This is a genomic window from Paenibacillus sp. J31TS4, from assembly GCF_018403265.1.
GTDB lineage: Bacteria > Bacillota > Bacilli > Paenibacillales > NBRC-103111 > J31TS4.
Genome location: NZ_BOSI01000004.1, coordinates 136300 through 160745, shown reverse-complemented (window position 1 = coordinate 160745; position 24446 = coordinate 136300). Strand labels below are relative to the sequence as shown.

General features: G+C 61.6%; 17 protein-coding genes and 1 riboswitch. Of the genes, 12 read left to right on the top strand and 5 right to left on the bottom strand.

Annotation, left to right across the window (positions count from 1 at the left end):
- Window positions 1-29: 29 nt before the first annotated feature.
- Window positions 30-2405 carry a helicase C-terminal domain-containing protein gene (locus KJS47_RS18100; RefSeq protein ID WP_213526476.1) on the top strand — a complete coding sequence of 792 codons (2376 nt, stop codon included), beginning with the start codon at window positions 30-32 and terminating at the stop codon, window positions 2403-2405.
- Between the two features lie 168 nt (window positions 2406-2573).
- Here KJS47_RS18100 and KJS47_RS18095 read toward each other — a convergent pair whose 3' ends face one another.
- Window positions 2574-3056 (bottom strand): ferritin family protein, encoded by a 483-nt coding sequence (locus KJS47_RS18095; protein WP_374707045.1) that lies wholly within the window; start codon window positions 3054-3056, stop codon window positions 2574-2576.
- A gap of 208 nt (window positions 3057-3264) precedes the next feature.
- Window positions 3265-3367: riboswitch (TPP riboswitch) on the top strand.
- Window positions 3368-3487: 120 nt separating this feature from the next.
- Here KJS47_RS18095 and KJS47_RS18090 point away from each other — a divergent pair.
- Genes KJS47_RS18090 through KJS47_RS18075 form a run of 4 tightly spaced genes read left to right on the top strand, consistent with a single transcriptional unit; the run spans window position 3488 to window position 7398 of the window.
- On the top strand, window positions 3488-4126 hold the full coding sequence (locus tag KJS47_RS18090; RefSeq protein ID WP_213526475.1) for a YkoF family thiamine/hydroxymethylpyrimidine-binding protein: 639 nt from the start codon (window positions 3488-3490) through the stop codon (window positions 4124-4126).
- Window positions 4123-4713: an ECF transporter S component gene (locus KJS47_RS18085; protein WP_213526474.1), complete on the top strand. Its 591-nt coding sequence runs from the start codon at window positions 4123-4125 to the stop codon at window positions 4711-4713. Before KJS47_RS18090 ends, KJS47_RS18085 begins: the two co-directional genes overlap by 4 nt.
- Window positions 4697-6637 carry an ABC transporter ATP-binding protein gene (locus KJS47_RS18080; protein WP_213526473.1) on the top strand — a complete coding sequence of 647 codons (1941 nt, stop codon included), beginning with the start codon at window positions 4697-4699 and terminating at the stop codon, window positions 6635-6637. The genes KJS47_RS18085 and KJS47_RS18080 overlap by 17 nt, the downstream gene beginning before the upstream one ends.
- Window positions 6619-7398: an energy-coupling factor transporter transmembrane component T family protein gene (locus KJS47_RS18075; protein WP_213526472.1), complete on the top strand. Its 780-nt coding sequence runs from the start codon at window positions 6619-6621 to the stop codon at window positions 7396-7398. Before KJS47_RS18080 ends, KJS47_RS18075 begins: the two co-directional genes overlap by 19 nt.
- A 201-nt stretch (window positions 7399-7599) precedes the next feature.
- Here the strand turns inward: KJS47_RS18075 and KJS47_RS18070 are convergent, their stop codons facing one another.
- Both KJS47_RS18070 and KJS47_RS18065 read right to left on the bottom strand, forming a co-directional pair.
- A complete protein-coding gene (locus tag KJS47_RS18070; RefSeq protein ID WP_213526471.1) occupies window positions 7600-9753 on the bottom strand; it encodes a YhgE/Pip domain-containing protein in 2154 nt (717 codons plus the stop codon).
- Window positions 9754-9973: 220 nt separating this feature from the next.
- Window positions 9974-10510 (bottom strand): DUF420 domain-containing protein, encoded by a 537-nt coding sequence (locus KJS47_RS18065; RefSeq protein ID WP_249716524.1) that lies wholly within the window; start codon window positions 10508-10510, stop codon window positions 9974-9976.
- Window positions 10511-10806: 296 nt separating this feature from the next.
- Here KJS47_RS18065 and KJS47_RS18060 point away from each other — a divergent pair, with 296 nt between their 5' ends.
- On the top strand, window positions 10807-11625 hold the full coding sequence (locus KJS47_RS18060) for an alpha/beta fold hydrolase (RefSeq protein ID WP_213526470.1): 819 nt from the start codon (window positions 10807-10809) through the stop codon (window positions 11623-11625).
- A gap of 27 nt (window positions 11626-11652) precedes the next feature.
- Window positions 11653-12117, top strand: coding sequence for a PAS domain-containing protein (locus KJS47_RS18055; RefSeq protein WP_213526469.1), 465 nt, complete (start codon window positions 11653-11655; stop codon window positions 12115-12117).
- Window positions 12118-12414: 297 nt separating this feature from the next.
- Here the strand turns inward: KJS47_RS18055 and KJS47_RS18050 are convergent, their stop codons facing one another.
- On the bottom strand, window positions 12415-14022 hold the full coding sequence (locus KJS47_RS18050) for an extracellular solute-binding protein (RefSeq protein WP_213526468.1): 1608 nt from the start codon (window positions 14020-14022) through the stop codon (window positions 12415-12417).
- A gap of 31 nt (window positions 14023-14053) precedes the next feature.
- Window positions 14054-15577 carry a sulfatase family protein gene (locus tag KJS47_RS18045; RefSeq protein ID WP_213526467.1) on the bottom strand — a complete coding sequence of 508 codons (1524 nt, stop codon included), beginning with the start codon at window positions 15575-15577 and terminating at the stop codon, window positions 14054-14056.
- Between the two features lie 163 nt (window positions 15578-15740).
- Between KJS47_RS18045 and KJS47_RS18040 the strand changes: the two genes are divergently transcribed.
- From KJS47_RS18040 to KJS47_RS18020, 5 genes are all read left to right on the top strand, one after another.
- Complete coding sequence (locus KJS47_RS18040; protein WP_213526466.1) at window positions 15741-16610, top strand: AraC family transcriptional regulator; 870 nt, start codon at window positions 15741-15743, stop codon at window positions 16608-16610.
- A 602-nt stretch (window positions 16611-17212) separates the two neighbouring features.
- Entirely contained in the window at window positions 17213-18964 is a 1752-nt protein-coding gene (locus KJS47_RS18035) for an ABC transporter ATP-binding protein (protein ID WP_213526465.1), read from the top strand.
- Between the two features lie 56 nt (window positions 18965-19020).
- Window positions 19021-21075, top strand: a complete 2055-nt coding sequence (locus KJS47_RS18030; RefSeq protein ID WP_213526464.1) for an ABC transporter ATP-binding protein — start codon at window positions 19021-19023, stop codon at window positions 21073-21075.
- A 606-nt stretch (window positions 21076-21681) separates the two neighbouring features.
- Window positions 21682-22644 (top strand): siderophore ABC transporter substrate-binding protein, encoded by a 963-nt coding sequence (locus KJS47_RS18025; RefSeq protein WP_213526463.1) that lies wholly within the window; start codon window positions 21682-21684, stop codon window positions 22642-22644.
- Window positions 22645-22906: 262 nt separating this feature from the next.
- A complete protein-coding gene (locus tag KJS47_RS18020) occupies window positions 22907-24265 on the top strand; it encodes a dicarboxylate/amino acid:cation symporter (protein WP_249716523.1) in 1359 nt (452 codons plus the stop codon).
- Window positions 24266-24446: the final 181 nt, after the last annotated feature.

The following is a 24446-nucleotide window of genomic DNA, read 5'->3' as shown; positions in this document are numbered from 1 at the left end:
GTAGGATCCGGACCGGAAGGGAGGCCGTTATGGAAGCCAGCATCCGTATATCCGTCCGCACGCTCGTGGAGTACGTGTACCGGGCCGGCAGCATCGAAGCCGGCTTCCGGTCGGCCTCCTCGCTTGTGGAGGGAACCCGGATTCATCAGGCCGTGCAGAGCGGCTACGGAGAAGGGGACCGCAAGGAGGTTGCCCTGCAGACCGAGCTCGCGGTGGCCGGCCTCGTCTTCGTCGTCGAGGGCCGCTGCGACGGGCTGCTGGAGATAGACGGCCGGCTGACGGTCGAGGAGATCAAGTCGACGGCGGGCCCAGTGGATGGCATGACGGAGGACCGGCATCCCGTCCACTGGGCGCAGGCGTATTGGTACGCCTATTTGGTTGCGGAGGAGCGCGGGCTCGGCGAGATGGACGTCCGGTTGACCTACGTGCAGACGGTGTCGGACGAGCGTCGCTCCTTTACCCGCCGCGTGCCGTTCGGCGAGCTGGAGGCGCTCGCGAAGCGGACGCTTGCGGCCTACGCGCCGTATGCGTCGCTGCTGGCGCGGCACGCGGCCGGGCGGGAAGGCTCGGCCCGGGCGCTGGCGTTCCCGTACGAGACGTACCGGGAGGGACAGCGGGCGTTCGCCGGCGCGGTGTACAAGTCCGTGCTCGACGGCAAGCGGCTGTTCGCCCAGGCGCCGACCGGAACCGGCAAGACGATCTCGACGCTGTTTCCGGCTGTCAAGGCGATGGGCGAAGGCCTCTTGCAAAAGCTGATCTACGCGACGGCCCGCACGACGACGCGAGCGGCCGCCGAGGAAGCGCTCGCCCGGATGGAGGAGCGAGGGCTCCGGCTGTGGGCGGTGACGCTGACGGCCAAGGACAAAATCTGCTTCCAGGAGGAAACCCGCTGCCAGAAGGAGCTCTGCCCGTACGCCGACGGGCATTACGACCGGATCAACGCGGCTCTGCTCGACCTATTGGGAAGCGAGACGCTCATTACCCGGCCTGTCGTCGAGGCTTACGCAAGGAAGCACCGGGTCTGTCCGTTCGAATTTTCGCTCGATGCCGCCTATGCGGCCGATGCGATCATCTGCGACTACAACGCGGTCTACGATCCGCGCGTCTCGCTGAAGCGGCTGCCCGAGGAGCAGAAGAAGCGGACCGCCGTCCTCGTCGACGAGGCCCACAATCTCGTGGACCGCGCGCGCGACATGTATTCGGCGGAGATTGCCAAGTCGCCGTTTCTTGAGCTGACGCGCGCTTACAAGACGCGGAGCGCTGCCGTAGCGGATACAGCCAAGGCGGTCAACGCGTGGTTCATCGCCTTGCGCAAAGAGAGCGGAGAAGCGAAGGAGACGGTGCGCCGGGAGCTGCCGGACGGCCTGACCGAGCGGCTGGAGAGATTCGTCCAGGAGGCCGAACGGGAGCTGGCGGCCCGTCCCGAGCCGGACGAGGCCCAGGGGCTGCTCCTGGACACCTACTACGGGGCGCAGAGCCTGCTGCGGATCGCCGAGCTCTATGATGACCGTTATGTGACGTATGCCGAATTAAATCGGAGCGAGGTGCGGCTCAAGCTGTTCTGCCTCGATCCGTCCCGGCTGCTCCGCAAGACGAGCCGGAGCTACCGGTCCCAGATCTGCTTCTCGGCTACGCTGTCGCCGCTGGCATACTACCGGGACATGCTGGGCGGAGAGGAGGAAGACTACCGGACGGCGATTCCCTCGCCATTCCGCAAGGAGCAGCTGGAGGTCGTGGTGCACCCTTTGTCCACCCGCTTCCGAGATAGGGAACGGACCAAGGAGGCAATCGCTTCGCTTGTCGGCCGGGTCGTCCGGGAGCGGCCGGGCAACTTCCTCGTGTTCTTTCCCTCCTACGACTATTTGCGCCAGGTCTATGAAGAGTTCGCGCAGGCTCATCCCGAGATGCGGACGCTCGTGCAGGAGTCCGGCCTCGGAGAGGCGGAGCGGGAGGCGTTCCTCGCCCGGTTCCAGGCGGAGCCGGAGGGCGGCCCGCTCGTCGGATTCGCCGTGCTGGGCGGCATCTTCTCAGAGGGGATCGACCTGCGGGGCGACCGGCTGACCGGTGTAGTCGTCGTAGGCGTAGGACTGCCGCAGCTCGGCCTGGAGCGGAACCTGCTCCGCGACTTCTATGACCGGGAGGGGCGCAGCGGCTATGATTATGCCTACGTCTATCCCGGCATGAACAAGGTGATGCAGGCCGGGGGCCGGCTCATTCGGACGGAAGAGGACCAGGGCGTGCTGGCGCTTGTCGACGACCGCTTCCTGCAGGAGAAGTACCGGCAGCTGATGCCGCCCGAGTGGAAGCCGTTCCGGATCGAGAAGGAGACGGGCCGGAATGGCGGGAGGGCAGAGCGGCCGGATGCCGGACCGGAGGCTCGTCCCGCACGGGAGGATGCCGATTAGAGGGCCAATAGGCGGAGGCGGGCTTGTCCGTGCAGGGAACAGGACACGGAGATGCCTAGCGGGCGGTCGATGCCGGCAGCGCTCGTTCGCGGGCACAGCCGCAGACATCGACCGCCGCAGGCTTCTCCCAGCGGCAGATCTCCTATTCCTGGCTTCTCGGCCGGTCCTTTACCGTTTCTTGCCGTCGGCCATGGCCGGCAGCGTCAGGAACGACAGGAACCAGACGGCATGGTTCTGTTCGTCGAGAGCCGCCCGGCGGAACGCATCCTTCACCGCAGGCGTCTGGGCGCGGTCGGCTGCTTCGTTGTAGAAGTCGACCGTCTCCTGCTCGTCCCGGAAGGCGAACAGCAGCCCTTCCCGATGATTCGCGGGACATGCCTCGAGCTGGGGTGCCGGCTCCCGGCCGGTGAGCGACGTATACAGCGCTGCAAATTGCCGGTAATGCCGTTCCTCATCCTTCCGGATTTCGAGGATGCGGTCCTTCTCCGCCTGGTTAGGCGCGCTCTCGGCGAGACGGGCGTAGCATTGGATCGCGCTGTATTCGCCGCTGAGGGCTTTCTCCAGATCCTTCACCTGCGCCATCGCGTCGGCGGCACCTTCTGTCCGGGGATACCACTGATAGGGCCAATACGAATAATTGTGGGGATACACGCTTCGGTCCCTCCTCCAGAGTGTTGATGGGACCAGTGTATTCGGAGATTGGGCGAAACTTGCCTGGCCCGGTAACAATCGGATCGGCCGTGGGGAGGCCGCAAGAGGTCTGAGGTAGGACGGCATCCGGATTTTATCGGCCGGAGGCTATACAAAACCTGTGCCCGCTTGTATACTAAACGCGAACAACGAAAACCGCATACATCGAAGCTTACACTAGGGGTGCCTTTGTGCTGAGAAACCGTAGCGATACGGTTACCCTTTGACCCGATCTAGATAATACTAGCGTGGGGAAGTGGAGTTGATTTGGATAAGACCGTTTCTTTCTCTTCTCCAACCTTAACTGCACCTTCTTCATGGGTGCGGTTTTTTTGTGCCTTCCGCGACAGCCGAAGGCAGGGTTCGAGACCAACCAAGGAGGAGAAAGAAGCATGCAAAAGAACGAATGTGGAACAAGCCGGATCGTCGGCGCGAGATTCTCGCTCTACCCGATGAGCGGGAGGTTCGTGGAGATTATTACGGGGGCCCTCGCGGAAACGGCCAGCACCAAAGTATGGAGCCGGACGGACGACGTAAGCACCTGCATCCGGGGACGAAGCGCGCATGTCTTCGATGTGGCCAAAGCGGTGTTCCTCCATGCGGCCAAGACGGGAGAGCATGTCGTCTGGAACGGCACGTTCTCGATCGGCTGTCCGGGCGATTCGGAGGGAGACGTCTACATGAGCGAGGACGACGTGCGGCTCAACGAGCAGGCCGTTCGGGAGCTGGCGGTGCCCGTGTCCGCCCAGTTCGCGCTGTACCCGCTCGGCGTGCCGTCCTACATGGCGATGATCGCGGACGCGGTCGAGCTGGCCAGAGAACGGGGGACGTTCGGGGGCGGCATCCATTACGCCAGCCGGCTGCTGGGGGATGCGCATGAGGTGTTCGCGACGCTCGAGGAGGCGTTCGCCCAGGCGCAGACCAAGGAGGCCTCCCATGTTGTAATGACGGTCAATCTATCAGCGAACAGCCCGTCGGCGAAGCCCGAGGCGCCGACGGCCGCCCAGGAGAGGGGAGGGGACGCACAATGAAGCTGTCCGGCTGGAAGCTGAGGGATATTGTCGTCATGAGCTCGCTGTCGGTCGTCTTCGCGGTGGTCTATCTGCTGTTTCTGCAGATCGGCGTCGTGCTGACAGGCTTCATGGGCCCGATGGGCTACGAGGTGTTGTTCGGTATCTGGTTCATCGTCTCCATCATCGCCGCCTACATCTTGCGCAAGCCGGGAGCAGCCCTTCTGTCCGAGGTGGTAGCCGGCGCCGTCGAGGTGCTGATCGGCAACGCGGTCGGCCCGATCCTTATCCTGTCCGCATTCGTCCAGGGACTCGGCGCGGAGGCGGTCTTCGCCGCGACCCGGTACCGCAGCTACTCGGTCCGTACCCTCATGCTGGCGGGCATCGGTTCGGCGGTGTTCAGCTTCGTCTGGGGCTACTTCCGCTCCGGCTTTGCGGCGTTGTCCTGGGATCTCGTGCTGGCGATGTTCGTCGTCCGCTTGGTAAGCGGTGCACTCCTGGCGGGGCTGCTCGGCAGATGGATCGCCGACTCGCTCGCGCGGACCGGGGTGCTGCGCAGCTTCCCGATCGGCAAGGAGCGGAGGGCGCGCCATGACGCGCCGGCCTGACGAGCTGGCGGTAGAGGTGGACGGCCTGCGGCTTGCCTTCGAAGAGGAGGAGGAGCCGGTGCTGAACGGCCTGACGTTCGAGGTGAAGAAGGGCGAGGCGGTGCTGGTGATGGGGCCGAGCGGCTCGGGCAAAAGCACGTTGGCGTTCTGCCTGAACGGCATCTATCCGCACGCGGCGGAGGCGCTGCTGGACGGGCGCGTGCGGATTCTCGGACAGGACGTCCGCGAGGCGCAGCCGGGCGAGCTGGCCCGCAAGGCCGGTGTTGTCTTCCAGGACTTCGACAGCCAGTTCTGCATGGGCAAGGTGGAGGATGAGTTGGCGTTCTGTCTGGAGAATCTGAGCGTCCCCCCGGAGCAGATGGACGCCCGGATGGATAAGGCGCTCGCGCAGGTCGGGCTGCAGGCGCACCGCCGCAGCGCGATTCGCGAGCTGTCCGGGGGGCAGAAGCAAAAGCTCGCGCTTGCCTGCATTCTCGCCATGCGGCCGGAGCTGCTCATTCTGGATGAACCGGTGTCCAATTTGGACCCGTTCGCGGCCGAGTCCTTCCGGTCGCTCGTCCGGGAGCTTCACGCCCGGGGCGCGTTCACGCTGCTCGTCGTCGACCACCAGCCGGACGGCTGGGCCGGCTGGATGAGCCGGCTGCTCGTGATGGAGCCCGGCGGCACGCTCGCCTACGATGGCGACCCGCGCGGCTATGCGGAGCTCCGGCTGGCAGCCGCCGACAAGGAGGCGAACGGCTCCGTGCCGGCACGGCAGTCCGGGGCAGCGGCCGAAATCGGCGGCGAGGAGGCCGCGCGGGTAGAGCGCCCGGAACGCGGCGCACTGCCTGACGCCGTCCGGACGCCCGCACCGCTGGCCGCCATCCGGACGTCCGCGCCGTCTCCGCCGGCTGCCGCGGTCGCCTTGCCGCTCGCGGCGGAGACGGCGGCGCACCTCGCGGCGCGCGGCCTGCTGGCGCCGGGCCGTCCTCTTCCCCTCACCGGGGAAGAGCTCGTCCGCGCCATCGTGCCCGGCTGCCTGCCGGCGGCGCTCGAGGCGGTCCGCGGTCTGTGCGCGCAGCGCAGCCGCCGTCAGCCCGCAGGCGAGCCGGTGCTCCGCCTCGAGCAGGGCGTCCTCCGCCGGGGCCGGCGCGTCATCCTGGATGGCGTGAATGCCGCCGTCCGCCGCGGCGAGCTGCTGGCCGTCGCCGGACCGAACGGCGCGGGCAAGTCGACCCTCGCCGGCGTGCTCGGCGGGCTGCTCCGGCCGGACGGCGGGCGGCTCCTGCTTGAGGGAAGGCCGCTTGCGCGCTGGTCGGAGCGGGAGGTGCGCCGGCGGATCGGCGTCGTCTTCCAGAATCCGGAGCACCAGTTCGTCGCCGAATCGGTCGAGGCGGAGCTGGCGTACAGCCGGAACCGGCGCGGCGTGCCTGCCGCTCAGACCGCACGCGAGGTGGACGCGATGCTGGAGGCGTTCCGGCTGGCCGGGCGGCGAGCCGAGAGCCCGTACCGGCTGAGCCAGGGGCAAAAAAGGCGCCTCAGCGTCGCCTCCATGCTCATGGACGAGCAAAGCATCCTGCTGTGCGACGAGCCAACCTTCGGGCAGGATCGGCATGGGACGGAGCAGCTGATGGCGCTCCTTAATGAGCGGGTCCGCCAAGGGCTTTCCGTCGTCCTGATCACGCACGATATGGAGCTGATCCACCGGTACGCCGACCGGGTGCTTGTCCTGGTGGAGGGCAGCGTCGTCTTTGACGGTCCGCCCCCATCGCTCTGGGATGAGACGGATGGGTTCCTGGCCAGCGCCCATCTCGTCCGTCCCGGGCTCTTCTCGCTCATCCGCCTGCTGGAGGCGGCCATGCGGGAGAACGGGCAGGAGCCCGGCGGCGGCGCGCGCCCGGACGAACAGCTGCGGGAGGTGGCGGCATGGACCTGCGCGAATTGAACCCGGCAGTCAAGGGGCTCGCCGTCATTCTGTGCGTCCTCCTGTTGTCGTTCGCCTTGAACCCGGTGACGCCCCTCTTGACGCTGGCGGCGACGGTCATCGTGACCTGGAGCTTCGGCCGGGTGTCCTGGGGCCGATGGCTGCTTCTGTTCGCGCCTTTCCTGCTCGCAGCGTGCTCCTATATGGCGGCGACCGTGCTCTTTCCGCGGGAATCGATGGCTCCGTCCCCCGTGCTGCTTCAGCTCGGAGGCTTCGAGGTGACCCGGGCGGCGGCCGAGCTGGCCGCTTCCCTCGGGCTGCGCGTGCTGGCTTTTTCTGCGTTGTCGCTTCTGTTCATCCTGACCACGGATCCGACCCGCCTCATGCTCAGCCTTATGCAGCAGTGCCGGATGCCTCCCAAGCTCGCGTACGGCATTCTGGCGGGGTACCAGTTCCTGCCCCTCATGCAGGAAGAATTCCGCATTCTCCGCACCGCGCAGCGGGTGCGGGACGGGGGCTTCCGCCGGTCGCGGAACCCGCTTCTGCAGCTGCACCGGACAGCGATACCGCTTCTGGCCGGCGCGATCCGCAAGGCGGAGCGCGTCTCCGCGGCGATGGTGTCCAAAGGCTTCACGGACAGCCCGTACCGCACGTTCTACAAGCGGGTACGGGTGACGGCGGCCGACTGGCTGTTCCTCGCGCTCATGGTGGGGATCGTGCTGCTCAGCTACTTAGCCGCCTGGCGGCTCGGCTACACCCGGCTGTATAACGGCGAGCTGTAGGAACGCGAGCGGACCGGAAGCGGGCGGGGAACGGGCAGTCGCTTAAAAAGCCCTTGATTCCATCGGAATCAAGGGCTGTCTCGTCGGATTCTGTAGGCAGCGCAAGCAAGCGACAGGTCGAGGAGGCTAAACTCAGCTCGTTATGCGTTCGCGTGTGTCCTCGTATTCCTGCGTATTCCTGCCAAGTCCGGCGGCTGTTCCTCAATGGATCAGCTTGCTGGACTTGGCTTTTTGCACGAGCCGGGCGCTTGCCCGGTTAAGCGGCTTCTTGAGCGTCAGGCCGAGGACGAGCGCGATCCCGGCGAATACGGCCAGCAGGAGGAGATCCCGCGTGACGATGGGCCACAGTATGCCGCCGACCGCCTCCCGCATCAGACTGATCGCATAGGTGAACGGCAGGAACGGGTAGATCGCCTGGAAGAAGGGAGGCGTCACCTGGATCGGAAACGTGCCCCCCGACCCGGCCAGCTGGAGGACGAGCAGCACGATGGCCATCGCCTTGCCGACGTTGCCGAACAGGGAGACGAGCGTATAGACGATAAGCATGAAGATGGTGCTCAGTACGAGCCCGAACCCGATGAACCATCCGGGATGCAGCACGTACGCCTTGAGGACGAGAATATCCCCGGTCGTAACGATGAGCGACTGCAGGAGGGCGATCGTCAGGAACGTCAGGAAGCGGCCGATGTAAATTTGGTAGTAACGCAGCGGAGGGCCGCCGTCCTCGTGCACCTCGACGGTCAGCAGCGACACGAGCAGCAGGGCGCCGACCCACAGGGAGAGCGTCGTAAAAAACGGCGACATGGCCGAGCCGTAGTTCGGGATCGGAAACAGCTTTGTCTCGTGCAGCTCGACGGGACCCGCCCAAAACTCGCTCTCCTTCTCAAAGTTGTTCTGCAACAGGTCGATCACCTCGCGGATGTCGCCCTTCTCCTCGAACGCGCGGATTTTGGCCGCGAGGTCGCGGATCTTGGCCTCCGTTCCCGGGAGCTCGGCCCGGATGGCAGCGAGCCCTTCCTTGCCGGTGCCGACCAGCTTGGCCGCGTCGTTCAGGATGCGCTCAACGTCGGGCAGCCGGTTCACCGCGTCCTGAAGCACGCCGTGGGCCGTCTCGGCCTTTTGCTGGGCGGCGCTCAGGCTGTCCCGGAGCTTGGGCGCGATCTCGCCGTCGAAGCGGGCGAGCACGTCCGCGCTGAGCGCGGACGCTTCCTGCGCGCGCGCGTTCCACCGGTCGAGGAGCTCGGAGGAGACGGCTTCGCCTTTCGCCACGGCGGCAGCCAGCTCGCGGATGACGGCGAGCTCGGCCTCCAGCTTCGTCCGCAACTGGCCGAGGAGGGAGATCGCCGCAGGGAACCGGCCTCCACCGGCGGCTTCGTCCAGCCGCTCGAACAGGCTCGCCGTTCCCTGGACGATCGCCGAAGCCGCGCCGGTCCGCCGCTCGGCGTCCGCGAGCACCCGGGCCGCCTCCTCGGGCGCCGTGCGGTTGTCCGCGAGGGCGGCTGTCCAGCCCGCCGCCCCCTCGGCCGTCTGCCGGACAACGGCGATGTCCTGCTTGACGGCCGGGGCCAGCGCGTCGGCGGTTTCCCGGCTGCGGCCGAGCACCTCGCCGACGCCGCCGGCGAAGGCGGCGCCCTCCCGGGCCAGCTGAGAGGCGGCCGGCAGGTTCTGTCGGGCCGCCTGGATGATCGCATCGGAGGTCGCCACGTCTTTCTCGGTGACGCCTAGCGCTTCCTCGATTTGAGGGAAGGCACCCTCCAGCCGGAAGATGAGTTCCTTCACTTTGTCGATCGTCGGCAGCTCTCTGCCGAGCTCCACGCCCAGCTCGTTGAACAGCTCGAAGAGCGTCCGGCTGGCCGTTTTCACGAAGCTCGAGCTGACCTCCTCCATAATGCCGGTGGCGCCTTTGGATGTGATTTTGGGGGCGATCGCGTTGATTTTCTCATTCACGGCGTACTCGATCACCGCCTTGACGGGATTGTCCGAGGTGACCGTGGCGATCTCGGCGGAGAAGTTCGGCGGGATGGTGACGCTGGCGTAATAGTCGCCCTCGCGGACGCCCTCCCATGCTTCCTCCGCATCGGTGAACGTCCAGCCGATCTGTTTGTTCTCGCGCAGCGAAGCGACGATCTGATCGCCGATGCGGACGGGATTGCCGAGAATCTCGGCTCCCTTGTCGAGGTTGACGACGGCGACGCGGATGCCCTGGGTGCTTCCGTAAGGGTCCCAGGAGGCTTTGATGTTGAACCACGCATAGAGAGAAGGCAGGCAGATCAGCCCGAGAATGATGACGGCGGCGGCCCAGTTGGTGACGATCGCGCGCAGGTCCGCCCGGTAGAGCGCAAAAATCCGTTTCATGGAACGCCTCCAGCCACTGTGATAAAAAAGAACTCCCAATACGGGAGTGTTGGTATCCATGCTCTTATAGTTCGTTTAAACGTCTGCGTTCATCCTGAATATGGGAAGAAGGTTGCGTTTTCGGCAACAAAAAAAGACGTCCGGACGATCCGGACGTCTTTCTTCGCGGGCGGAACGGCTGTCCACCTTCATGAATGGCGAAAGGAACACCAAGTGTTACTCAATAATACGGGGAGATCATCAGATACACAACGACGCCGGTGAAGCTGACATACAGCCAGAGCGGCATCGTCCAGCGCGCGATTTTGCGGTGCTTCTCGACCTTCATGTTCAGCCCGCGGGCGAGCGTCACGAGAGCGAGCGGCACGATGGCGGCAGACAGGACGATGTGCGTGAGTAGGATGAAGAAGTAGAGGCCCTTGACGAATCCTTCCCCGCCAAAATGAGTCGACTCGGCCAGTGCATGATACGTCACGTAAGAGATGAGGAAGACGGCCGTCGTCGTGAACGCCGCGAAGATGAACCGGCGGTGCCGCGGGATGTTTTTTTGCTTGATGGACACCAGGGCGGCTACGAGGAAGATGAACGTGAAGCTGTTCATCACCGCGTTCAGGAACGGCAGGAAGGTCAGGTCGATATCGCTGAATCCCTTATGGCCCGGCATGAAGTAGAGCACGGCCACGAGCAAGTTGATGGCTATCGTGAGGGTGACGATGATAGGCGTGTAATTGCGATGTTTCACGGGCTGCCCGTTCAATGGGAACACTCCTTTATCGCTGGGTTGGCCGGGCGGATGCCCGTCAGCTTGGCTTTCTTCCCATTGTAAAGCGTTTTGGGTACAAAACCGAGCCTCATTTCGCAAAAAATTGTGAATTTCGGCGCCCTACCGCTGGGAAAGGACGCATTCTCTACCAGTATGCCAGGCGGCTCGTCCCTAAATTCATGGAGTGAAGTCGAATTTTAGATGAACATGTGCCCATTTTCGACAATGGTACATGTAATGCTATACTAAACCTGAGACAGGCTCATCATTCAAGAGGGAGGAAAGGGTTCATGAACAACCGTATTTTGATTCGAAATAACGTCACAATTTCCGGCGGCGGTACACAGCCTATTGTTTTTGCTCACGGCTTTGGTTGCGATCAAAATATGTGGCGGTACGTGGCCCCATCCTTTGAGGACGGCTATAAAGTCATCTTATTTGATTTTGTAGGTTCTGGGAATTCAGATAGCAAAAGTTACGATGCCACTCGTTACAGCAAATTGAATGGCTATGCGCAGGACATTCTTGAAATCTATGAAGCGCTGAATTTAAAAAATACGGTATTCGTGGGACACTCCGTAGGAGCCATGATTGGGATTCTTGCTTCCATTCAAAGGCCCGAATTATTTGACAAGCTTGTTCTGATCGGTCCTTCTCCTAGATATATCAACGACATCCCGGATTATATCGGTGGGTTTGAGAGGAAGGATCTTGAGGATTTGATTGACTTGATGGAAAAAAATAATATGGATTGGGCAAACTTCCTTGCCCCTGCCGTAATGGGGAACGCCGATCGTCCTGAACTTACTCAAGAATTGAAGGATAGTTTTTGTAAGACAGACCCCCAACTTATCCGTCAGTTTGCAAAAACGACATTTTTCTCGGATAACCGGAAAGACTTGGCTGAAGTGACCGTGCCATCCCTAATTCTCCAGTGTGCTCAAGATGTAATAGCTCCGCTCGAGGTAGGTGCCTATGTGAACTACAGGATCCCAAACAGCAAGCTGGAACTGATGGAAGCAACCGGTCATTGTCCTCATCTAAGCCATCCGGAAGAAACTATATTGTTGATGAAAAGGTTTCTAGGGAGTCACTCGTCTTCGTTCTGACAATTAGGAAGGTGGCCGACAAAGCTAATGGATCAACGAAGGGAACCAAACCTCTATGGCTATTTGACATTGGCTGAGGACCATACCATCCTGGAGGTCAATGAGACTTTTCTTAACCTGCTTGGATATGATAGTCAGGGGCTGATTGGCTCTAATTTTGAGTCCATCCTAACCCGTCCCAGCAGAATTTATTACCAACTCCACTTCCCTCCATCCATAAAGCTGAACCGGAAAATGAATGGAATGTATCTAACCATACGGAGTATAAGAGGAGATGCGGTTCCTTTTCTACTTAGTGCCGTCTGCAGGCAGAGCAGCGGACAGCTTGTCATTGATTGTACGCTAACCATTTTGAAGCGGGAGGTCATGTTGAAGGGAACCATTGTTAGGGTGGCATGCAAGTCTACGAAAGACAAGAACACAGCGAAACTGGGAAATATGCTGAGAAACCCCAGAGGAATTCTAGTGCTAAAGAAAAAACTGTTGAAATAAAAATAAGTTCATCATAAGTATGCCGCCAGCGGCGCCCGTGTAGAGGGCTTCGCTCGCGGCTTCTTCCCTTTCTTATGGCAAGCTCCCGATTCCTTAACAAGGCTGCCAGGAGATACCGGTTATTCAGTCAACATTCAATGGGTTGCAGGCGATTGATACAAGAGAAGATGACTCCTTGATACACGGAAGTCATCTTCCTTGCTGCATCATTAATAATGACGAGACTACTTCTATAAATTAAGTATGCATGCGGCTAACACTTTGATTAAGGATATAGATATATCCAAAAAAGGCAGTTCACTGCTCCTTCTGGTACCGCTCGAAGGCGGCTTGGTACACCTTCATATACCGGTCCAGCCCCATCTTGTTGATCGTCTGAACGTAGGCGTCCCACTTCTCGATCGGCTCGGCGCCGGAGATGAACTTGTCTCTCATCTCGTCCACGTACGTATCGATGTCGTTCTTGACGTCAAGCAGCCGCTCCTCCTCGTCCAGCGTAAAGTTGAAGACGGGCCAGACGTCCTTGATCGTATACGGCTCCGCCTTCTTGGCGTTCTCGACCGACGTCTGCCGACCCTCCGCGCCTTTGAAATATTTCTGCCGGACGAAGCCCGGATAGTAGCCGCCCGGCCAGACGAGGTACTGGCTGACCGTTTGGTCGAGCGAGAGGCCCTTGGGGTTCTTCAGGATCTCGTCGGTGTACTCCAGATCGCCGTTCGGCAGCTCCTTGTACGTCACGTCCTTGAAGCCCATGAAGAACATCCTGGTACCCTCGTCGCTGTAGAAATAATCCATCCAGCGGACCATCGCCTCCGGATTTTTGTTGGTTTTGGTTAGCAGGAACATCCCGATATTGCCAAGAGGCGGGTTGACGAGGTTGTTCTTCTGGTCGCCCTTCGGGCCTTTGAGCACCGGCATGCCGATGTAGCCCTCCTGGCTGTAGATCGCGCTCGGATTGTTGCTGTTCAGGAAGCCGTAGACGCCGCTCGAGGCGCGGGCGATGAACTCGTTCGTCTTGATGGAGAAGACCTCCTTGTCGATCAGGCCTTCCTTGTACAGCCGGTTCAGATAGACGAGCATCTCCTTGTACTGCGGGTCGGTGGCGACGAAGCGGAGCTTGCCGGACGCAGGGTCTTGGTCGATGAATCCGTTCGCCGCCCCATGATTGAACAGGCCGAACGAGCCGCTCAGCTTGTTCAGCACACCCTTGATGCCCTGGCTGCCGAGCGGGATTTCGTCCGGCTTCCCGTTGCCGTTAGGGTCTTGCTCCTTGATCGCCTTGAGCACGGTATAGAATTCCTCGGTGGTCGTCGGCTCCTTGAGGCCGAGCTTGTCGAGCCACTCCTTCTTCATCCACATCGTGCTCGTCAGCACCGATTTGAACTCGGGATCGTAGATGGTCGGGAAGCTGTAGATGTTGCCGTCCGCCATCGTAATGCCTTTGCGGATGACCGGATACTGGTCCATCATCTTTTTGAAATTGGGCGCGTATTCGTCGATGAGGTCGTTCAGCGGGAGAAAAACGCCTTCCTGGCCGTACTTGAGAATGTCGGACCGGGGGATGGCGGCCCCGTACAGCAGATCCGGATAATCGCCGCTGGCCAATAAGAGATTGCGCTTCTCGGGCAGCACATCCTTCTGGACCGTCTCCCAGTCGACCTGGATGTTCGTCATCTTCTCGTATTCCTTCCAGAGCATCAGGTTGTTCCAGTTGTCCGCGAGGAACCGACCGGCGAACGCCTTGACCTTGATCGGCTCCTTCACGATCGGCATCCCCGTCCGGTTGATCTTCTCGTCGGCCTTCGCCGTCGGCGTCTGGCCGGCTCCGTCTCCGCTGCAGGCGGACAGAACGGAAGCGCTTGCAAGCAGTAGAACAAGTGTCGTTTTTCCTTTTCCGGTGACCATCTCATCCCCATCCTTTCGCGATTAAGCGTGATTAGGCGTGCGAAATGCGCGGCATCGGCATCGGTTCCTTGCCCAGCTCGGCCCAAAGGAAGCGGAGCAGCAGCTCCTTCTTCAACTCCTGGCTGGCCGGGTCGTCCCACTTATTGTCGATCTCGCCGGGGTCCTCCTGGAGATCGAACAGCTCTCCCTCCGTCCGGTTGTAGTAGACGGTCAGCTTGTAGCGGTCGTCCACGTACGTCTTCTGGTGAATGGTCGTCGGCTCGTGGCGGAACTCGCAGACGACGTGGTCCCGGGCCCGCTCCGCCTCGCCCTGCCAGACGGCCGACTGGTCGACGCCGGTCATGGCGGGAGGGACGGGAATGCCGGCCATCGACAGAAACGTCGGGGCCAGATCGACGAGCGACTGCAGAGCCGGCGACACCCGTCCGGCGGGCACCTGCCCGGAATAACGGACGAGGAAAGGCAGCTTGATCAGGTCCTCGTAATGGAACCCGCCCTTGGCCTGCAGGCCGTGCTGGCCGAAGAAATGCCCGTGGTCGGTCGTGAACACGACGATTGTGTTGTCACTTAGACCGAGCTCCTCCAGCCGGTCCAGAATCCGCCCGATGTATTTGTCCATGAGGCTGATCATGCCGTAATAGACGGCGACCTGCCGGCGGCGGTCCTCCTCCGAATGCCGGGCGTGCGAATGGTAGCCGTGAATGCCGAAGCCGCTTTCCCGGTAGGCGGAGAAATCCGGATCGTCCTCCTGCGTCAGCCGGAAGTGGGGAGGATTCCGGTCGTGCTCGCCGGGCGTGGCCGTGGGGATCGTGAGCGTCCCGGGGTCGTACATCGCATCCCAGGGCGCAGGCGCCAGATAAGGCGGGTGCGGGTCGAAAAAGCTGGCCCACAGGAAGAAGCTTTCGTCCTTGTCCTTGTGCTCCTCGAGAAGGGCGTTGGTCCGCTCGGCGATCCAGGCGTCCGGATGAATTTCCTCGGGAATCGGCCAGTGGAATTTGGCGTGCGGGTCCATCGATCCGGTCGGCTGGGCAAAATAGTCGCGCCAATTCGCGTAGCCTTTGTCCTCCATCCAAAGCGCATAATGCTGGCCGACGAGCCATTCGTTCGCGTGGTTGCGCGCCAGCTCCACATGCTCGAATCCGTAGAAGGGACCATGAAAATTGGTCCAGAAGGCTAGATCGTGCAGGTAGTCCCGCCCTTCTAGAGACGGATAGGCCTCCGTTCCTTCGATGGGCTGGAAATGAGCTTTGCCAACCAGCGACGTCCGGTAGCCGGCCGCCTGGAAGTCCTCGCCCACCGTATGCCGGTCCTCCAGCAGCTTGGTGCCGAGCGTCCAGGCGCCATGCTGGCTCGGGTATTGGCCGGTGATGATCGAGGCGCGGGTCGGCGTGCAGGTCGGGTTGGGGCAATAAGCCCGGGTGAAGGTGGTGCCTTCGCGGACGAGCCTGTCCAGGTTGGGGGTGGACAGTTCGGGCTGAAAGGCCCCGATCGTGTTCCAGTGCTGCTGGTCGCTTGTGATCAGTAGTATATTCGGGCGTTCCTTGGCCACTTGCATCCTCCTTTGTGCGGATCGCATCCTGCGTGACGCTAGCATACGGGCAGCTGAAGAGGGAGGCAATGCCGAACGGTTACTTCTTTTTTATCAATTTGTTACGAGGCGCATTTTCGTATGGTAAAATTGAAAAAAAGGCGACTACCCCTGCGCAGGAGGGACGGGCATGAAGGAATATCCGATGGAATTCGCGGAAGGATACTTGTGCGCACCGAATGAGCTTGTCCGGATGGGCGGCCTTTGGCTGATCCGTGCCGGACGGAACGTAGCGAAGCCGCATTACCGGTCGGGTCCTCGGACGATGACCGAGTACAGTCTTCACTTTTTACTTCGTGGAAGCGTTTACGTGGAGAACGGAGAGGCGCAGCGCCGGGCGGCGGCAGGCGATGTGTTCTGCCTGTTCCCCGGCACCTCCTGCCGGTACTGGCGCGCATCCGAGGAGCCGCTCGAGATGATCTGGGTGGCGTTCAACGGTCCGCAGGCGCTGACGCTGCTGGCACTGGCGGGGCTCGACCGCCGGGAGCCCGTCGCGCGGGCGGTGCTGGGCGAGGAGCTGCTCGGTACGCTGCATCTGCTGCTCAGGCGCCGCCCGGATTCGGCGGCAGATCAGATGGAGACGTGCGGGGCGCTGTACCGAATGTTCGGCCAGATGCTAACCGGGTGCAGGGAAGAGGCCGGCGGACGGGAGCCGGGACCCGCGGACTGGGTGGGACGTGGTCTCGCCTTCATGAACGCGCGCTATACGGAGCCGATCCAGGTGCAGGACGTCGCGGACCATGTCGGCCTGAACCGCTCCTACTTCTCGCGCCTCTTCACCGGGCAGGTGGGAATGGCGCCGAGCCGGTACCTGAACAAGCTGCGGATGGAGCGGGCGGCGAGCCTGCTGCGGGAAGGTCCAAGGCGGCCCGTCGTCCACCTCGCCACGGCGCTCGGCTACCAGGACGTGTATGCGTTCACCCGCGCGTTCCGCAACCACTACGGCGTGCCGCCGGGCGAATACCGCCGGCGGCTGCGGATGGCGTCCGCGGGGAATTGAGACGGGAAGGGCGGACTGCCAGGGTCAGGGAGGGCGGCCAGCCGATCTACCCGACGGGCTTTTCCGATCATTACCAAGACGGGGTGCTGGGCGGCGGAAGTGACGATGGTAGAAGACAGACGGCGGCCGGGCGAGTTCCCGCCAGACGAGTGTGCGGGCGGAGGTGCCGGTCACGCCGGCCGGGTACGGGTCTCGGGAGAATTCGTTATAGCGATTCTTGCCGTTGACGGGGACTTGGAGCGAATGCTAAAGTGACACATACATCGACCCGAAAGGATGGTTACCGCTATGACAGCTGGTGGTTTTTCCGGAGAGTTTCGCTTGGATAATCGCATAGCTGCTAGCAGTAGCCAGACGCAGGAGTAGGGTCCGACCGGCATAATGCCGGCCGGGACGCGGAAGCACTCGGCGTAGGGCTGCTCGCTTGGCAGCCGTACGCCTTTTTTGCTTCCGTGCGTATGAGGCCCGGGTGAGCGTCTGCCGATGCTCCCCGGGCGCACGGAGAGGAAAGAAGGCATACCGAAGCGGTATGCCTTTTTTTGGGTTCCGCCGGGCGAGAGGGAGATTCCCGCTCACCGGCGATGGAGAGGAGCGACAGGACAATGTTTGTCATTTTCAAAAAGCTGGGCTGGTATTTCCGCATGGAGTGGAAGCGGTACACGCTCGCGATCGGCCTCCTGGTGCTGGCGGGCGTGATCGACATCATCCCGCCGCGCCTGATCGGCTACGCCATCGACGGCGTCCATCAAGGGTCGCTGACGGGCGGCCGGTTCTATGGGGTCATCGGCTTTTGGCTCGGCATCACCGTGGTCGGGTATCTCATCACATATGTCTGGCACTACAAGCTGTTCGGCGGCGCGTTCGTGCTCGAGCGGCTGCTGCGGCACCGGCTCATGCGGCATCTGCTCCGCATGACGCCGACGTTCTATGAGCGCAACCGGACGGGCGACCTGATGGCGCGGGCGACCAACGACCTGCGCGCCGTGGCGATGACGGCCGGGTTCGGCATTCTGACGCTCATCGACTCGAGCGTGTTCATGCTGACCATTCTCATCGCCATGTCGGTGCTCATCAGCTTCAAGCTGACCTTGGCCTCGCTGCTGCCGCTGCCCCTGCTGGCAGTCGCCGTCAGCATCTACGGCAGCCGCATCCATAGCCGGTTCATGGCCTCGCAGGACGCCTTCGGCCGAATGAACGACCAGGTGCTCGAGACGATCGCAGGGGTGCGGGTCATCCGGGCGTTCGTGCAGGAGGAGGCCAGCGAGCGTCGCTTCCTGGGCGTGACCGGCGACGTGTACGACAAGAACATTGCGGTAGCCCGCATCGACGCGCTGTTCGAGCCGACGACCAAGATTCTCGTCGGCCTGAGCTATCTGATCGGCCTTTGCTACGGCGGGTATCTCGTCTTCCGGGGAGAGCTGACGCTCGGCGAGCTCGTCTCGTTCAACGTTTTCCTCGGCATGCTCATCTGGCCGATGTTCGCCATCGGCGAGCTGATCAACATTATGCAGCGGGGCAACGCCTCGCTCGACCGGGTGAACGAAACGCTCGCCTACCGGCCCGATGTGACGGGGCCGGAGGAGCGGGAGTCCCGAGACGTCGCCGTCCCCGAGACGATCGAGCTGGAGCGGGTAACGTTCCGCTACCCGTCGTCGCTCATCGACAATCTGGTTGACGTGACGGTCCGGCTTCGGCGCGGCCAGACGCTAGGTATCGTCGGGCGGACCGGGAGCGGCAAGACGACGGTGCTGAAGCAGCTGCTGCGCGAGTATCCTCTGGGCACCGGCAGCATCCGGCTGGGCGGCGTCCCGATCGAGGAGCTGCCGCTCGATCGGGTGCTCGGCTGGACCGGCTACGTGCCGCAGCAGCCGATTCTGTTCTCCCGCACGATTCGGGAGAATATCCAATTCGGCACTGAGGGGGCCGCCGAAGAGGAGGTCTGGCACGCGCTCGACCTCGCCTGCTTCCGCGACGATATCTCCTTCCTGCCGGACGGTCTCGATACGCTTGTCGGCGAGAAGGGAGTCGCGCTGTCGGGCGGGCAGAAGCAGCGGGTGTCGATCGCCCGCGCGCTCATCGCCGATCCCGAGATTCTGATGCTCGACGACTCCCTGTCGGCCGTCGACGCCAAGACCGAGGCGGCCATCGTCGACCGGCTGCGGCGGGAGCGCGCCGGCAAGACGACGATCATCACGGCGCACCGCCTGTCCGCGGTGCAGCATGCGGACTGGATTCTCGTCCTCGACGAGGGACGCGTCGTCGAGGAAGGCACGCATGACGAGCTGCTGAAGAAGGGCGGCTGGTACAAGGAGCAGTACAACCGCCAACAGCTGGAGATGCAGCTCGAGGCTTGACAGCCGGCCGGCTATACGGAATTGATACGAACGGAAGAAAGAGGGTGACATCCTTCATGGGATATACAGGAAAACGGCTGCTGCAATACGCCTCGCTGCACAAAAAGCCGATTCTGTTCGCGCTGCTGCTGCTTCTCGCCGCAGTCTGCGCGGAGCTGGCGGGACCGATGATCGCGCAGCGGATGATCGACCGCAACATTCTCGGCATCGAGCAGTCGTGGTACGAGACGCAGACCGAGGACCGATATGCGGTGCCGTACAACGGTGCGCGTTACAAGCGGGCGGACCATCTGGCCGCGGGTGAAGCGCAAGGCGGCGAGGTGCGGGTGCTGCAGGTGGGGAGAAGCTTTTACTTCGTCGGTCAGCCGCTCGCTTTCGACGGCAGCCGATCGGTCGAGGGTACGACGCTGGCAGTGAAGGCCGAGGATGGCCGTGCGGCCTCCTATCCGGCCGTCAAGCTGACGGCGGCGGAGCTTTACGGCTTTTACAAGCCGGAGTTTAGACCGCTCCTGCTGATGGCGGGGCTCTACTTCGGTCTGGTGGTGGTGAGCGCCCTGCTCACGTACGGCGTACGCTTCGTGCTGCAGGTGTCCGCCAACCGGATCATCCGCAAGATGCGCGGGGACGTCTTCGCGCACATCCAGCGGCTGCCGGTGCAGTACTTCGACAACCTGCCGGCCGGCAAGGTCGTCTCCCGGGTCACGAACGACACCGAGGCGATCCGGGATCTGTACGTGACGGTGCTGGCGAACTTTTTTTCGGGCATCGTGTACATGGCGGCCATTCTGGGCGCGCTGTTCCTGCTCGATTACCGGCTGGGCCTGATGGCGCTGCCGATCGTGCCCCTGCTTGTCGTCTGGATCAAGGTCTACCGCAGGTTCGCCTCGCGGTTCAACCATCGGATCCGCTCGCTATTGAGCGACATCAACGGGATGATCAACGAATCGATCCAGGGCATGCCGATCATCCAGGCGTTCCGCCGCCAGAAGCAGACGATGAAGGAATTCGGGGAGCTGAACGACGACTACTTCAAGTACCAGAACAAGATGCTCAACCTGAACTCAATCACCTCCCACAACCTGGTGAATGTGATCCGGAACCTGATCTTCATCGGGGTCATCTGGATGTATGGCGGGGGCGTGCTCGGCACGATGATCACCGTCGGCGTCCTGTACGCGTTCGTCGACTACATGAACCGGATGTTCCAGCCGGTGGTCGGTATCGTCAACCAGCTGGCGAATCTGGAGACGGCACTCGTCTCGGCGGAGCGCGTATTCTCTCTGCTGGACGAGAAGGGGACCGAGGTCACCTCCGGCAAGCTCGACCGGTACAAAGGGAACGTGGCGTTCGAGAACGTCCGTTTCGCCTACAATGGGGAGGACGACGTCCTGAAGAACATTACGTTCGAGGCGAAGCACGGGGAAACCGTCGCGCTCGTGGGCCATACCGGCTCGGGCAAAAGCTCCATTCTCAACCTGCTGTTCCGGTTCTACGATGTGGAGCACGGACGGATCACGGTCGACGGGCGGGATGTCCGGGACATTCCGAAGCAGCTGCTGCGCCAGCATATGGGTATCGTGCTGCAGGACCCGTTCCTGTTCACAGGGACGATCGCCTCGAACGTTAGCCTGGACGATCCGTCCATCACGAGAGAGACGGTGGAAAAGGCGCTCCGCGACGTCGGCGCCTACGAGATGTTCCGGCAGCTGCCGGGCGGCATCGACGAGCCCGTGCTCGAGAAGGGCAGCACGCTGTCGGCGGGCCAGCGCCAGTTGATCTCGTTCGCCCGCGCGCTCGCGTTCAACCCGGCCATTCTCATCCTTGACGAAGCGACGGCGAGCATCGACACGGAGACCGAATCGATCATCCAGCAGGCGCTGGAGGTGCTGAAGAAGGGCCGGACGACGTTCATTATCGCCCACCGGCTGTCCACGATCCGCAGCGCCGACCAGATTCTCGTCCTCGACCACGGGCGGATTGTGGAGCGGGGCAGCCACGACGAGCTGATGGAGCAGCGGGGCCGCTATTTCCAGATGTATCTGCTCCAACAGGGAGGCGCGCGCTCGCAGGCAGGCGATGTGCCGGTCGGGTCCGGGGCCGCGTTGACTTAGGCCTTTCCAACGCAGCAGGACCGTAACGGTCTGAGCTGACGTTAGCCCGGCCCCGTATATCGGTCTGTGCTGACGTTGGGCAGAACCGTATCGATCCACGCTGACGTTAGGGAGGACTGTATAACGGGGTCGGCCGAAGCTAAGTCAGGACCGTATAACGGGCTTGCGCCGAAGTTAGACCAGAACCGCAGATCGGGTCCGCGTCGGCCGCTTATCGGCTTCGTCCGGCCAATCAAGATTCGACGATTAAGAAGAATCAAACGGAGAACCGTCCACGTGGGCGGTTCTTTTTTTGCAAAAGAAGGCATTGACAAATCATCGGGAGCAGGTATAATCAAACCAGACAACTGAGAATGATTCTCATTCTTAATGAGAACGGTTCTCGTTTAAAAGCTGGCATGTATCCTTCACGGATGGCAGCCGCCGGTTCTGGCGGCGGACGCACGATAAACGAGGAGGCTGGTGCAGGATAGAGGCAAGGCTAACAGAGACAGGGCAAACAGAGACAAGGCAAATAAGGGGACCATACGCGGCAAGACGGCACATAGACCACTGGCGAGGCTGGTTGGCAGATAGACAACAATACTTATGAGGTGACAAGAAAAGATGAAAAAAATCAGTTTGCTCGTTTTAACGTTTACTCTGATGCTGGCGCTCGCGGCATGCGGCCAGAAGGACTCCGCGAAGGGAGCGAACGCCGATGCAGCCGGGGCGGCAGGCGGCGAAGAATTGACGATTAAGCATCAGCTGGGCGAAACCAAGGTGAAGAAGAATCCGAAGAAGGTCATCGTGTTTGACTTCGGCACGCTGGATACGCTCGACAAGCTTGGGATCGACGTGCTGGGCCTGCCGCAGAGCAACGTGCCGGCCTATCTGTCCAAGTACAAGGACGGCAAATACAAGAATGTCGGCTCCCTGACCGAGCCGGATTTCGAGAAGGTCAATGCGGCGAAGCCGGACCTGATCATCATTTCGGGCCGTCAGCAGGATTCCTACAAGGAATTCGAGAGAATCGCGCCGACGATTTACCTCGGATTGGATACGTCCAAGTACATGCAATCGTTCAAGGAGAACGCCAAGATTATAGGCAAGATCTTCGGCAAGGAAGCCGAGGTCGACCAGGAGCTGGCGAAGATCGACACTTCGATCCAGCAGATTAACGACAAGGTAAAAGCCAGCGGTAAAAACGCCCTGATCATTCTCGCCAATGAAGGCAAAATCAGCGCATTCGGCGCGGGTTCCCGGTTCGGTCTGATCCACGACGTCCTCGGCTTCGTGCCGGCCGACAGCAAGATTGAAGCGACCACGCACGGACAAAGTGTCTCGTTCGAATACGTGGCCGAGAAGAACCCGGATTACCTGTTCGTCGTCGACCGCAGCGCCGTCGTGACGACAGGGGCGGCGGCTGCGCCCGCCAAGCAGGTCGTCGAAAACGATCTGGTGAAGACGACCAAGGCGTTCAAGACGGGTCACATTCATTATCTTGATCCGAGCTACTGGTACCTGTCCGGCGGCGGCCTGCTCTCCGTGAACGAGATGATTGGCGAGGTGGCCAAAGCCGTCCAATAAATACCCGCATACCCGGCAATTCCTGCAGGAGAGTCCCCGAGAGGGGATTCTCTTGTTTTGTCCTGGGTAAAAAAAGGAAAGGGGAGGCATAGTTTCCTCTGGTTCTGCTTATACAGGAAGTAAGACCCGGCCGGCCGATATGGATAGTTTCTCCTGATCAGAAAAATACTGTACACATATTGACAGAGTTTCTGTATGGCAGTACTATGAGCGATAGGTTAGATTACCTACTAAACCAGTAGGATTTGGGGAGATGGTTTGCGTGAAATCCAACAATCTGCTTCACGCTTTTGAGACCAACTGGTTCAGTCTGCTGATATCCCTCGTGATTGTCGGCTTGCTGTTCTTCTTGGCGAAGAAACGCGTCAATTTCGGGTACCGGGTATTGCTGGCGCTCGGTCTCGGTCTCGTGGCGGGCATTGTGTTCAATACATTCAAGTTCGATGCGACAAGTGTCAGCACCATCGGCAGCATCTATGTCAACCTGATCAAGATGCTCGTCATGCCGCTGGTGGCCGTGCTGGTCGTCTCGAGCATTACGTCGATCTCGAATCTTGGGCATCTGCGGAAGATCGGGGCCAAGACGATCGGCCTGTTCCTGGCGACCACCGGCATCGCGGCTCTGATCGGTCTTCTGGTCGCTCTGGCGATGGATCCGGGGTCGGGCATCGACCAGGCCGTGCCGAAGGACTACAAGGCGCGTGCGATTCCGACCTTCTCGCAGGTTATTCTGGATCTCGTGCCGAGCAACCCGATCGGCGATATGGCGGCCGGCAAGGTCGTCCCCGTGCTGATCTTCGCGATCTTCATCGGTATCGCGATCGTGCATGTCGGCTCCAAGAAGCCGGACGCCGTCAAACCGGTGCGGGCGTTCATCGATTCGTTCGCCCAGATCATGCACCAGGTCACCAAATATATTATCCGGCTGACCCCGTACGGCGTATACGCGCTGATTGGCGCCATGGCGGCCAAGTATGGAGCGGAGACGCTCATGCCGCTCATCAAGCTCATCATCGCTACCTACGTGGCGCTTCTTCTGCACTTCATTATCGTCTTCGGCGGCCTCGTCACGTTCGCGGCTCGGGTCAATCCGATCCGGTTCTTCCGCAAGGCGTATCCGACAATCGCCGTCGCGTTCACGACACGCAGCAGCTATGCGACGCTGCCGGTGAACCTCGAGGTCATTACGAAGCGGCTGCACGTCTCGCCTAGAATCGCGAGCTTCGTCGCCCCGCTGGGCGCGACGATGAACATGAACGGCTGCGGCGGCATTTGGCCGGCCATCGTCGCGATCTTCGTCGCGAGAGTCTTCAACCTGCCGCTTGGCCTGTCGGAGTATATCTTGATCGTGCTCGTCAGCATGATCTCCTCGATCGGCGTCGCCGGGGTGCCGGGTCCGGCCTCCATCTCGACGACGGTCGTCCTGACCGCTCTCGGTCTGCCGCTCGAAGGCCTCGGCCTCGTGCTTGCGATCGACGCCATCGTCGATATGGGCCGTACCGCGGTCAACGCGACCGGTACGACGGTCTGCTCGCTGCTGGTCGCCCAGTCGGAGGGAGAATTCGACCGGGACGCCTTCAACCGGGACGAAGACGATCAGTTGGAGCTCGATATGGCTTAAGTTTCGGCTGGTTTAACGGCATAACCCCCGCTTCCTTGCAATGCAAGGAGGCGGGGGTTTTTGTCATTGGAGCCGGTCTCGCGAATGGAGGTTGGTCTCCGAAAAAGAAGCTGGTTTTCAAGGCAGGAGCCGGCCTCGCGGGTCGGATGCGCTTTTCACGGAAAGGGGCCGGTCTCACGGG